The following is an 11,182-nucleotide window of genomic DNA, read 5'->3' on the forward strand; positions in this document are numbered from 1 at the left end:
CTCTTATTATAGCTGATTTCCATGCGAGTCAGAACCTTCAGGCATAACCAATTCATTATAGAATAACAAACTATTCCAAATTTTGATAGGAAAATGGATCCTATATCTCGAATAGTTACGACAATGCTATCTCACTCAAATACTTGATAGACTATGCGGGGGAATCTGATGAACAAGCTTAAAACCCCTTTCTTATGGAAAAAGAAACGCTCAAAAAAGGAAATCACACAAGTGTTATTTCCAGATCAAATATTAAAAGCATTTTTTCATTTTACGACGGATGCCATCTCGATTAGTGATCTCGATAACAATATCGTCTTGGTGAATCATGCGTTTGAGCAATACTACGGTTGGTCCATGGAGGAGATTTACGCTTCACCGCTCTGCTTTATTCCAGAAGAGTACAAGAGCGAGACCAAACAGTTATTTGATGCGGTCAGGAGCATGGGTGTATTACTAACCAATTACGAAACCATCAGGCAGCGAAAAGATGGCACGAAGATGGATGTCATTCTGTCAGCTGCTCCAATCAAAGACGAAACAGGAAAAATTATTGGTGCTTCCTGTATTACCCGTGACATTTCCGAACGCAAAAAAATTGAAGAGGCCTTGCGTCAAACCGAAGCCAAATATCGTCTCCTCATCGATCATACCCAGGATATCGTGACGATTTATGATTTATCCATGCGACGCATCTATGCCTCCCCATCAATCGAACAATTGGGATTTGTTCCAGCCGAGGTTACTTCCCCTAACAACCTGCAGCTCACACATCCAGAGGATATCCCTATGTTCCGGGACAAATTTCAAGAGATCATGGCAACGAAACAACCCGTTCATTTCGAGACGCGCTCTATGGATAGGAATGGAAACGAGGTCTCCTTCGAAACACGCGGTATCCCCATTTTAAACGCGGTAGGGGACGTCCAAAACGTCATGTTAGTCTCGCGAAATATCACCGAACGCAAATACTCAGAGGCCGCCTTATTTAAAAGCGAGAATACGAACAAAATCATCTCAGAATACACAGATGATCTTATTCTGATTACGGACAAAAACGGAGATATCCTCTATCTCTCCCCATCGCATTCACGTGTAATCGAAACGAGTGAACATTGCCGTCAGCTCACCTTTGCCGAGATTCATCCCGAAGATCGCCAAACTGTCATTGACCACTTTCATCTCTTGCTGGCGACCAAGGAAGCAAAGATATGCGAATTCCGTTTCCAGACGAAAAATAACAAATGGATCGTTCTCGAATCAAAGGGTGCCCCCATCCTGACGAAAACGGGAGATTGTGATGGCTTTATCATTGTTTCACGGGATATTACAGAACGGCGACATAACGAGGAACTATTACGGAAGGCTGAGAAGCTGTCTGTGATTGGGGAGCTGGCTGCTGGAATCGCCCATGAGATTCGCAACCCGCTCACATCTTTGAAGGGCTTTATCCAATTTCTTTATCCGAGCATGAATGATAACCAGCAGTACGCCGACATCATGCTCTCTGAACTGGACCGAATCAATTTTATTGTGAGTGAATTGCTAGTCTTAGCAAAGCCTCATAGCATTCAAATCAAGCCTCTTCCGCTCATCCCTTTGCTAGAAAACGTTTTGACACTTTTGAGATCGGAAGCAAATTTGAAAAACATCGATTTTCGGACCGCATTTGCTTACCATCCAATCATTGCGGGGGAAGAAAACCAGCTCAAGCAGGTCTTTATCAACATCATTAAAAATGCTATCGAAGCGATCGATGGACATGGTGAGGTTGTTATTGCCACCACCCTAAAAGACAATCATCAGGTGCTCATTACGCTCACGGATACTGGCTGTGGAATCTCTGAAGAAATGATTCACAAGCTGGGTGCCCCCTTTTTCACGACAAAAGAAAACGGAACTGGCCTCGGCCTCATGATCAGCAGCAAAATCATGAAAGACCACAACGGCAGCCTGGAAATTAAAAGCAGAGAGCACGAAGGTACAATGGTAGAGATAACACTGCCGATTGTTCAGGACCAAATTGGGTCATCCTAGAAAAGTGTACATCTCATCATCGGTGGAGGTGCCCTATGGATTTTACCAAAATGAGCACGAGTGAGTTCGTGGCCAAAATTCGCGAATCCCAAGCGAAAAACCTACGAAGCAGACAGCATCAGGGCTATGGTCATCCCGAAAAGCGGTTGCCTAGCAAGCAAGGTATTTAACAAGCAAAAGCCCACCCGTTAGCTCCTTTGGCTAAAACGAGTGGGCTTTTGTCATTGCTATTGTGGATCCTGTTTATTCAGGTTACGATCTCTTTCGGACTTTTGCTTCTGGGTGCCTTGGGTCTTGCTGCTGTGTCCTTGGTTTCCGCCATTCTTGGTATTTCGATTGTTTGACATCAGAATCCCTTCCTTTTCATTCTGGTATTCATGCCAAACGTAGTATGTCCCAAATGGCTTATTCATAATGAAGAATTACTTCGCTTCACCCATGAATACTTTCTTTCCGTCCTCATACTTGTACACGTATACGGAAGCAAAGTCGTTGTCGCCTTTTTCATTGAATGTTACGTTAACGAATTTGCCTTTGTAATCTTTGGTTTTGTGAACCGCTTCCAGCACTTGTTCACGCGTTGGCTTTTTGCCGCCGTTTGCTTTGATCGCTTCTTCCAGACCGTTCAGCATAACACCCATGGAGTCATAACCAAACGAAGTGAAGATCCCTACTTTGTTGCCAGTCGCGCTCTCGAAGTCTGTGATCCATTTCTTGCCGTCTTCGGTAGCACCAATATCGCCAACCGTGGAAGTAAAGACTACGTTATTGGCATTTTCCGCACCAGCAATTTTCACCATGTCAGCGGAGTCGTAGCCATCGCCACCCATGAAGACACCTTTGAAGCCTTTTTCACGCGCTTGTTTCACGATGATCCCTGCATCAGAGTAGTATCCACCGAAGTAGATCATCTCTGGATTTTTCGCAAGGATTTGGGTGATGATCGCACTATAATCCTTCTCGCCTGCTGTTACCCCTTCATAGCCGAGAACTTGTACGCCGTCTTTTTCAAATTGCTTTTTCACTTCTTCCGCAAGACCTTGTCCATAAGCAGCCTTGTCATGCATAACGAATGCTGTTTTTACATTCAACTGATTTTTAGCAAAAATCGCAGCCTTGGAGCCTTGCTGATCATCACGCGCACAAATGCGGTGTACGATCTGTTTGCCTTGCTCAGTCAAATCTGAGCCCGTTGCAGAAGGAGATACCATTACGAGCTTCTCTTGCTCGTATTGCGCTGCTGCTGTGATCGAAGCACCTGTTGTAGCATGGCCTACTACTCCGACTACATCAGGATTCGAAATCAACATTTGTGCGACTGCTACCCCTTGTTTCGGGTCAGCTTGGTCGTCTTGCGCGGACAATTGAACGTCAAAGCCAAGTGCTTTGAATGCCTCTGCCTTTTCTTTCAACGCATATTCAGCACCAGCTTTTGCTGTGCTTCCATAATCAGAATACTGACCAGACATCGGACCAACTACAGCAACAACGAGCTTCTCAGTAGCGCCACTTGCACCGCCCGTGCTTCCTCCGCTATTGTTGCTCGGCTGTGGTGTCGCGCTTTGGCTACCAGTCCCCGCACCTCCACCGCAGCCCGCGAGCATTGTGCCGAGAGCAAATGTTGCAGCCAGTATCGACAATGATTTCTGTTTTTTCATAGCAAAAATCCCCCTCTTTATTTATGAGCAAACTATGAATCACAATCTTATTGTAGGATATTTTAGAAAATTTGCAATAGAAATGATTGAAAGAAGAATCAATAAAAAAAACCCTCTATCGCTGTCTGCTAATAGAGGTGTACACAAGTAGTATTGAGGCAAATAGCCACTTCTACGCATAGAAGTGGCTATCCTCATGAGAAGTATCCCATTGATTATTAGGAATTAATTGGAATGCTCAGCTTGTAAGTGAGCGTTTTTGCATCGTACTCTACTTTTGCACCCAATTCTTGGGCAATGAATACGAGGGGCACGAGCACTGCTCCGGTCACTGGACGTGGCGGATTTGCTACACTCGTTTCTTTGCCGTTTTTATAAGCAAAGTTTTGGTTTTCGTACATACGCAGAGCGTACTTGTTGTCTTTGGCAACCAACAGAGATTTAGTCGTGCTATCCCATGCTGCACTACCACCCAAAGCAATCGCCAATGTGCTCGCATTCACATACGCAACACCATTTTCAGTAACGATTTCTTGTGGGAATGGGAACTCCTTGCCGTTTAGCTGAACTTTGATTTTTTGTTGTACAGCTGGTGCAGGAGCAGGAGAAGTTTGGGCAAACGCAGCCGTTGCCGCTACACTTCCTGTTAGAAGAGCTGCTGTCAGCATCATTGTAGAAAACTTGCGAAGCATAATAAACACCCCTTAAATATCATGAAATGAATTCCAATTTTGTATGATTCGACATAAATCAACTTTTTCCTTCTTTTTTATCCCATACATTTCCTATGTAATTCTCTCTCCAAACATGACAAGACTAGGAAAAAAAATAAATATCCCACGAACAAATGTTTTTGTGCACAACCTGTGCATAACATTGTGGATAACTTTCGAAAGTGAGGCTTACTATGGCAGGGGAACGTTTTTTTCTCATTTATCAAGAGGCCAGTGATGAAGAATGCTTATTGACCATTGAACCATACAAAGATCAACAGGAGCTGGCGGAAGCCATCAATCAACTTCAAGCCAAACAAGTCGATGAATATACGATTATCAAGGGAAAGAAGATGAAAGCCACGCTGAAACTCGCCGTCGATTTAACCGAGGCCGATGAGAATTCCAAGGAATGAATGTTTTCCTTTTCGAGTAGGTTTAGACAGAGGGAATTTGGCAAACATGGTAGTGAGGGCGCGCACTTATGTGTTTGACCTTCATTGACCTTTTGTGTATGATATTGTTACAAAGAGAGGAGGAAGACTAGATGCATATGAATTTAATTCCAACCGTCATTGAACAGACAAACCGCGGGGAACGTGCTTACGATATTTATTCCCGCCTGCTCAAAGACCGCATCATCTTTCTGGGAACCCCAATCAACGACACCGTAGCCAATATCGTTGTGGCACAGTTGTTGTTCCTTCAGGCGGAAGATCCGGAGAAAGACATTCACTTGTACATAAACAGCCCAGGCGGTTCTATTACTGCTGGTATGGCAATTTACGATACTATGCACTTCATCAAGCCTGATGTATCCACCATTTGTATCGGAATGGCTGCTTCCATGGGAGCATTCCTGCTGGCTGCTGGGGCAAAAGGCAAGCGCTTTGCTCTGCCAAACAGTGAAGTCATGATCCACCAACCATTGGGTGGCGCACAAGGACAAGCGAGCGACATTGAGATTGCCGCAAAACGTATCTTGAAGATGCGTGATCATCTGAACACCATCTTGGCTGAACGCACTGGACAGCCTTTGGAGCGCATCCAAAAGGATACCGATCGCGACAACTTCCTCTCTGCCGCTGAAGCAGTAGAGTACGGATTGATTGACAAAGTCATCACTTCCGAACCGTCTTCGAAAAAATAAGAGCTGTAGAAAAAAAAGCACTCGTGCCTGAACTACCGGCCGAGTGTTTTTTTGTATGCCGAGCAAACCCCTAGAGGCTTTCCTTGGTCTGCTCAGCTTTTTCGATGAATCATTGTGATACTTCCATTAACTGACTGACATAGACTGTTCGGCTATGCCCTGGATTTTTTTCCTCATGTACACGTGCTGTTGACGTTTTTTCGTCTACAGCATCGATCCAAACGGCTTGTCCATCGTACTCTACCTTGATATGGTCGTCGGATTTCATGATGGCTTGTGCTCTTGTTACATTCATAAGTGACTGACTCCCTCTATTGGTCATCGTCAAGAGCTTGCTTGGCTGACGTAGCCCCTGTCATCGTATCTACTGTCGTTTCTTCAATCAGGCCGTTTTGGTCGGAAACAACTCCGCCCCCCAGTCCCTCATTCACCATCCGATCAATGTCCATATCATAACAATCGCGGCCCTCGTAACACTTATCACGGTTACTCATGTCTCATTCCTCCTTCAAGCAATATACATGGTTAGAAATGCCCTGCCCGAAGTGAATTGATACATATTCATCAAGATAACCAACAAAAAAAGACACCTCCCTTAAGGGAAAAGTGTCTCTCGTGACTCTATTCTTCTTTGCTTACCAGATTCGTAAGGCTGCTGACTGCCTGGGAGGCATCCGGCCCTTCTGCCAAAATGGTAATTTCCGTTCCAGAGCTGATTGCGAGGCTCATGATACCCATGATGCTTTTCGCATTGACCTTCTTGTTGCCTTTTTCTACGAATACTTCCGATGCAAAACGGTTAGCTTCCTGTACGAAAAAAGCTGCTGGACGAGCTTGCAAACCGGTCTTTAACTGAACCACGACCTGCTGTTGAACCATGAATGGACCTCCTTACTTGTAGACTATTATCCTTTAGTATAACATGCATCTACATCGAAATATTTTGTTTTTCTCGTATTTTGTCAGCGATTTCGTTAATTTTCCGCAAGCGGTGGTTAATGCCCGATTTGCTCACTACTCCGCTTGGCACCATCTCGCCCAATTCTTTCAAATTGATGTCAGGATGAGCCACTCGAAGCTCCGCGACCTCGCGCAGACGTTTTGGCAAATTCTCCAATCCCATCTCTTGATCGATGAGCTGAATATTTTCCATTTGTCTGGTGGCTGCATTCACCGTTTTGTTTATGTTCGCGATTTCACAATTGTGTAAACGGTTTACGGAGTTCCGCATGTCCTTTACGATTCGGACGTCCTCGAAATACAGCAGCGCCTGATGAGCTCCTATCAAGCTCAAAAACTCTGTAATCTTTTCGCCTTCTTTAATATAGAGAACATACCCTTTTTTCCGCTCGATGCACTTGGCATTTAGTTTATACCGATTGGCGATCTTGGTCAATGCTTCGCAAAAATCCTGATAGGAAGTGAAAATCTCCAGATGATAGCTGGATGCCTCTGGATGATTCACTGATCCCCCCGCCAAAAAAGCCCCCCGCAAATAAGCAGCGCGGCAGCATGACTTTTTCACGATCTCTGGAGCGATTCCTGGGATAAACGACAGGCTTTGATCCATGATGCCCAAGTCTTGCAGGATCTCATTGGCCTTATTCGGAATACGCACAATGTAGACGTTGTTTTTTTTCAAACGCATTTTTTTGCGAACTAGCAATTCAGCGTGTATCTGAAACAACCTCTTGATTAACGTGTAAATGCGTCGGGCAATCGCCGCGTTCTCTGTCGTCACATCCAGCACCAGTCGTCCGGCTCCAAACTGCAGACTTCCATTCATCCGAATCAAGGCTGAGAGCTCTGCCTTGCTGCAGCAATCGGCACCCTCCATCATGGTAAGCTCTTTTTTGGTATGCGCGGCGAATGACATCGACTTCACTACTCCTTCTCTATCTTCAGCACCTTCCGTCTTCGTTTGACAAGTGACACAACCTGCTTGCTGACAGCATGTGCATCGTGACGTAGGTATCCGTCCTCAAATGTGACTAACGGCTTCGCCACTACATGCAGACCGAGTTGGCGCAATCGCTTTGAGTCACATCGGACAGGAGCTGCTCCTTTTTCCGCGTATTTGTCCAATACATGGGTAGGCAGCTCGGCTGAATTGACAATGATCGTATCCAGAAATGGTTTATCTACATGTTCATACATGACATTCACGTGCCTGGATGCAGAAAAACCGTCTGTCTCCCCTGGTTGTGTCATGACGTTACAAATGTAGATTTTTGGGGCTTGTGCGCATGTAATCGCTTCAAATAACCCTCGTACTAATAAATTGGGCAGGATGCTCGTGTACAAGCTGCCAGGCCCAATCAAAATGGCATCCGCGTCGGCAATCGCCATCAGGGCTTCGCTCAGAGGAACAGCATCCTCTGGATCAAGGAACACCCGCTTGATTTCTTTGCCAGTCAACGGTATTTGGGATTCTCCGATTACGAGAGATCCATCTGTCATTTCCGCTTTCAACTGAATCGATTGCGTGGAAGCTGGCAATACATCTCCACGCACTGCCAAAACCCCGCTTAATGTTTTGACTGCGGTGACAAAATCTCCAGTGATTTCGTTCATCGCTGCAAGTAATAGATTTCCCAAATTATGCCCGGCTAATCCCGTGCCTGTGGAAAAACGATATTGCATGACTTTTTCCATCAACGGCTCTGTATCGGCCAGAGCAGTCAAGACGTTTCGAATGTCGCCAGGTGGAAGCATATCCATTTCTTCTCGCAAACGTCCAGAGCTTCCCCCATCGTCTGCTACCGTCACAATCGCTGTAATATGCACTGGCTCGTGCTTCAAACCGCGTAAAAGGACGGATAGACCCGTTCCTCCGCCAATAACGACTATCCGTAATGGCCTTGACTGTAGCCTCCCGACTCCCTTAGTAGGCATATGTCACCTCATTATTTCTAATACATATACCACAGGTGGCTTTTTATGCACGCTTCAGTCTTTCCTGCCATCTTATGCTCATTTGTTCTTTTCCATGTCTCGATGACTAACACGGACAGAAAAATCTTTGCCAAAGGCTTCTCCCAAATGTTCTGCAATGGCGACCGAGCGATGCTTGCCACCGGTGCATCCGATTCCTATCACAAGTTGACTTTTTCCTTCTCGCTGGTAATGCGGTAGGGTGTACCCCAAAAAGTCTGTAAGCTTTTCTAAGAATTCCTTTGTGTCCTTGTGCTGCATCACATACTCTGCCACGTCTGGATCACATCCTGTTTTCGGACGTAAATCCTCCACATAATGCGGATTGGGCAAAAAACGGACATCGAACATCAAGTCAGCGTCTATCGGTGCGCCGTATTTGAAACCAAACGATAATACATTAATCGTAAGGGGTGATCCTTGTTGACCGTATTGGTTGATGATTTTTTCTCGAAGCTGAACTGGCTTCATTTGACTCGTATCGATAATCTGATGCGCCCAGCCCTTCATTTCCTCCAACAAACGGCGTTCGGCGTGAATTCCTTCCAAAGGCGAACCGTTCGGAGAAAGCGGATGTCTGCGGCGTGTTTCCTTATAGCGAGAAACCAATGTCTGATCGTTCGCATCCAGATAAAGGATATGGTAAGATAGTCCATTCATCTGATTGAGGCTTTCCATGGTTACGGCTAGATTTTCAAAAAACTCACGCCCTCGCAAGTCAATCACCAATGCGACTCGCTCAATACTCCCACCAGACTGTTTAACCAACTCAGCAAATTTGGGAATCAGTACAGGGGGCAGGTTGTCTACACAAAAAAAGCCCAGGTCCTCCAAGCTTTGTACAGCAACTGTCTTTCCCGCACCTGACATTCCGGTAATAATCAGGAGATTCATGGCCTTGTCGTTTCCCAATTCCGTCACGCAACTCGCCTCCTACGATTCTGACAATAGCATACCATATTGTCGACCTTATTCGCACCTTTTTGAACCGCTTCCCCTGTTTTTCCAAGGACGTCCTCTACAGGCGTACAAGCTATTTTAGAAAAAAAGATGCGTGACTGAATGCCAGCCACGCAACAATTGTTTATATAGATAAGGGGGTCAATTCATTGTCTATAGATTACACTTGAATTATTTCACCCATGTTACAAGCAGGTTAAGAGATTGTGACATTTTGTTCCTTTAGCTTTTCATTGAGCTCTTCTACATAATGCTGAGCAGATTGAGCAGCGATCGAACCGTCTCCAGTTGCTGTCACGACTTGGCGCAGCATTTTTTCGCGTACATCGCCTGCTGCAAAAACACCTTTTACTTTGGTGTTCATTTTTTCGTCTGTCAGTACGTAGCCTGCGTCGTTGGTGATGCCCAGTGGACGTACACTTGCAGTTAATGGGTCCATCCCTACGTAGATGAACACTCCATCTGCTGGGTATTCTCTTTGTTCACCTGTTTTGGTGTTTTGCAAGAGAACTGCTTGTACCTTGCCTTCACCACGGATCTCTTTTAGTTCGGTATCCCAAATCACTTCGATTTTTTCGTTATCGAAAGCTCGTTTTTGCAGGATTTTCTGTGCACGGAACTGATCACGGCGGTGTACGATTGTCACTTTGGAAGCAAAGCGAGTAAGGAACACTGCTTCTTCTACCGCGGAGTCTCCTCCACCAACAACTACCAGCTCTTTATTGCGGAAAAATGCACCGTCGCATACCGCGCAGTAAGATACACCACGGCCGGACAATTCTTTTTCGCCTTGTACACCGAGCAAACGATGCTCTGCACCAGTTGCCACAATAACAGATTTGGTCAAGTATTCCTTGTCACCCGTGATAACGCGCTTGTACGGCTCTTCATCGCGGATTTCCTTGATCTCACCATAAGCATACTCCGCACCGAATTGCTGTGCATGCTCAAACATTTTTGTAGAGAGATCAGGGCCAAGAATGGAAGTGAAGCCTGGGTAGTTCTCGATATCTTCCGTGTTCGCCATTTGACCGCCTGGGATCCCTCTCTCCAGCATCAATGTGCTCATGTTCGCACGGGATGTATATACAGCAGCCGTCATTCCAGCAGGGCCAGCTCCGGCGATAATCACGTCATAAACTTTTTGTTCGCTCATGCTTGTTGCCTCCTCGTCTCACACAGTTCTGTTTCCTTATTTAAATTAATTATAATGTAATAATCTATTTAAAATCAAGTGTCGACAAAACTTTGACGCACTTTGCCAAGGTTGCGGCAGAAATGCCATATTTTTGAGCTAGAAGGGCTTGTGACTGTTTTTCGTTCGTTATCGTTCCGTATACATATTCTAATGCTGCGACCCACGCTACTTCTTTTCGCACTTGTACCTGACTTTGGGCATATTCATGATGCTTGCGCCATACATCGAGGCACCATTCTCCAGCCTCTTGCTTGCCCTGCGAGAGTAAATAACGGCTTATGCCTTCTTCTATATTGCTCTTTTGATCTTCCATCGTCGGTGAACCATTCGATCCTTCTGGAGTTCCTTCCGGCATATCTGCACCCATATCAGCCAAAGCCAGCAAAGCCAACTTTTGCAGCTGCTGGTTATCCGTCTGGTAATAAAATTGACGGACTGCAGTTTCAGCTTCATCGTCTCCGATCAGAGACAATGTTTGCAGCACCGCGAATTTCACTTCATCGCGTCCATGCTGCAATGCCCAGAGAAGGGA

The 11,182-nt window shown here is 45.5% G+C and carries 14 protein-coding genes (1 of these 14 running past the window's edge); 4 read left to right on the top strand and 10 right to left on the bottom strand.

Features of this window, described 5'->3' with window-relative positions; translation table 11 throughout:
- Positions 1-168: 168 nt before the first annotated feature.
- Together BBR47_RS26265 and BBR47_RS30670 are read left to right on the top strand one after the other, a co-directional pair.
- Positions 169-2,037 (top strand): PAS domain-containing sensor histidine kinase, encoded by a 1,869-nt coding sequence (locus BBR47_RS26265; RefSeq protein ID WP_015893477.1) that lies wholly within the window; start codon positions 169-171, stop codon positions 2,035-2,037.
- 35 nt (positions 2,038-2,072) lie between these two features.
- Positions 2,073-2,207: a DUF4023 domain-containing protein gene (locus tag BBR47_RS30670; protein WP_015893478.1), complete on the top strand. Its 135-nt coding sequence runs from the start codon at positions 2,073-2,075 to the stop codon at positions 2,205-2,207.
- A gap of 252 nt (positions 2,208-2,459) precedes the next feature.
- On the opposite strand, the gene BBR47_RS26275 is transcribed toward BBR47_RS30670, so the two are convergent.
- Positions 2,460-3,695 carry a branched-chain amino acid ABC transporter substrate-binding protein gene (locus BBR47_RS26275; protein ID WP_041749675.1) on the bottom strand — a complete coding sequence of 412 codons (1,236 nt, stop codon included), beginning with the start codon at positions 3,693-3,695 and terminating at the stop codon, positions 2,460-2,462.
- 218 nt (positions 3,696-3,913) lie between these two features.
- The gene (locus BBR47_RS26280) at positions 3,914-4,387 is read right to left on the bottom strand and encodes a copper amine oxidase N-terminal domain-containing protein (protein ID WP_041749676.1); all 474 of its coding nucleotides are present in this window, start codon (positions 4,385-4,387) and stop codon (positions 3,914-3,916) included.
- Positions 4,388-4,602: 215 nt separating this feature from the next.
- On the opposite strand from BBR47_RS26280, the gene BBR47_RS26285 reads away from it, so the two are divergent.
- Positions 4,603-4,824: a hypothetical protein gene (locus tag BBR47_RS26285; RefSeq protein WP_026043328.1), complete on the top strand. Its 222-nt coding sequence runs from the start codon at positions 4,603-4,605 to the stop codon at positions 4,822-4,824.
- Between the two features lie 131 nt (positions 4,825-4,955).
- On the top strand, positions 4,956-5,558 hold the full coding sequence (gene clpP, locus BBR47_RS26290; protein ID WP_007720441.1) for an ATP-dependent Clp endopeptidase proteolytic subunit ClpP: 603 nt from the start codon (positions 4,956-4,958) through the stop codon (positions 5,556-5,558).
- A gap of 109 nt (positions 5,559-5,667) precedes the next feature.
- Here clpP and BBR47_RS26295 read toward each other — a convergent pair whose 3' ends face one another.
- The 8 genes from BBR47_RS26295 to BBR47_RS26330 form a co-directional block, all read right to left on the bottom strand.
- Positions 5,668-5,853, bottom strand: a complete 186-nt coding sequence (locus tag BBR47_RS26295) for an H-type small acid-soluble spore protein (RefSeq protein ID WP_015893484.1) — start codon at positions 5,851-5,853, stop codon at positions 5,668-5,670.
- A gap of 16 nt (positions 5,854-5,869) precedes the next feature.
- The gene (locus BBR47_RS26300; protein ID WP_015893485.1) at positions 5,870-6,052 is read right to left on the bottom strand and encodes a hypothetical protein; all 183 of its coding nucleotides are present in this window, start codon (positions 6,050-6,052) and stop codon (positions 5,870-5,872) included.
- A 127-nt stretch (positions 6,053-6,179) separates the two neighbouring features.
- A complete protein-coding gene (locus BBR47_RS26305) occupies positions 6,180-6,437 on the bottom strand; it encodes an HPr family phosphocarrier protein (protein WP_015893486.1) in 258 nt (85 codons plus the stop codon).
- Positions 6,438-6,486: 49 nt separating this feature from the next.
- The gene (gene whiA / locus BBR47_RS26310) at positions 6,487-7,434 is read right to left on the bottom strand and encodes a DNA-binding protein WhiA (protein ID WP_015893487.1); all 948 of its coding nucleotides are present in this window, start codon (positions 7,432-7,434) and stop codon (positions 6,487-6,489) included.
- Positions 7,435-7,442: 8 nt separating this feature from the next.
- Positions 7,443-8,453 carry a gluconeogenesis factor YvcK family protein gene (locus BBR47_RS26315; protein ID WP_015893488.1) on the bottom strand — a complete coding sequence of 337 codons (1,011 nt, stop codon included), beginning with the start codon at positions 8,451-8,453 and terminating at the stop codon, positions 7,443-7,445.
- Between the two features lie 78 nt (positions 8,454-8,531).
- Positions 8,532-9,413, bottom strand: a complete 882-nt coding sequence (gene rapZ / locus BBR47_RS26320) for an RNase adapter RapZ (protein WP_015893489.1) — start codon at positions 9,411-9,413, stop codon at positions 8,532-8,534.
- Between the two features lie 235 nt (positions 9,414-9,648).
- Positions 9,649-10,608 carry a thioredoxin-disulfide reductase gene (gene trxB, locus BBR47_RS26325; protein ID WP_015893490.1) on the bottom strand — a complete coding sequence of 320 codons (960 nt, stop codon included), beginning with the start codon at positions 10,606-10,608 and terminating at the stop codon, positions 9,649-9,651.
- Between the two features lie 64 nt (positions 10,609-10,672).
- Positions 10,673-11,182, bottom strand: partial view of a tetratricopeptide repeat protein gene (locus BBR47_RS26330; RefSeq protein ID WP_015893491.1) — the final stretch only. It continues 1,134 nt past the right edge of the window; only the last 510 of its 1,644 coding nucleotides appear in the window; the start codon falls outside the window, past its right edge; the stop codon is at positions 10,673-10,675.

It is taken from the genome of Brevibacillus brevis NBRC 100599, from assembly GCF_000010165.1.
Lineage (GTDB): Bacteria > Bacillota > Bacilli > Brevibacillales > Brevibacillaceae > Brevibacillus > Brevibacillus brevis_D.

Coding starts and splice junctions, on each gene's coding strand:
- BBR47_RS26265 (WP_015893477.1), top strand. CDS start 169: ATGAACAAGCTTAAAACCCCTTTCTTATGGAAAAAGAAACGCTCAAAA.
- BBR47_RS30670 (WP_015893478.1), top strand. CDS start 2,073: ATGGATTTTACCAAAATGAGCACGAGTGAGTTCGTGGCCAAAATTCGC.
- BBR47_RS26275 (WP_041749675.1), bottom strand. CDS start 3,695: ATGAAAAAACAGAAATCATTGTCGATACTGGCTGCAACATTTGCTCTC.
- BBR47_RS26280 (WP_041749676.1), bottom strand. CDS start 4,387: ATGCTTCGCAAGTTTTCTACAATGATGCTGACAGCAGCTCTTCTAACA.
- BBR47_RS26285 (WP_026043328.1), top strand. CDS start 4,603: ATGGCAGGGGAACGTTTTTTTCTCATTTATCAAGAGGCCAGTGATGAA.
- clpP (WP_007720441.1), top strand. CDS start 4,956: ATGCATATGAATTTAATTCCAACCGTCATTGAACAGACAAACCGCGGG.
- BBR47_RS26295 (WP_015893484.1), bottom strand. CDS start 5,853: ATGAATGTAACAAGAGCACAAGCCATCATGAAATCCGACGACCATATC.
- BBR47_RS26300 (WP_015893485.1), bottom strand. CDS start 6,052: ATGAGTAACCGTGATAAGTGTTACGAGGGCCGCGATTGTTATGATATG.
- BBR47_RS26305 (WP_015893486.1), bottom strand. CDS start 6,437: ATGGTTCAACAGCAGGTCGTGGTTCAGTTAAAGACCGGTTTGCAAGCT.
- whiA (WP_015893487.1), bottom strand. CDS start 7,434: ATGTCATTCGCCGCGCATACCAAAAAAGAGCTTACCATGATGGAGGGT.
- BBR47_RS26315 (WP_015893488.1), bottom strand. CDS start 8,453: ATGCCTACTAAGGGAGTCGGGAGGCTACAGTCAAGGCCATTACGGATA.
- trxB (WP_015893490.1), bottom strand. CDS start 10,608: ATGAGCGAACAAAAAGTTTATGACGTGATTATCGCCGGAGCTGGCCCT.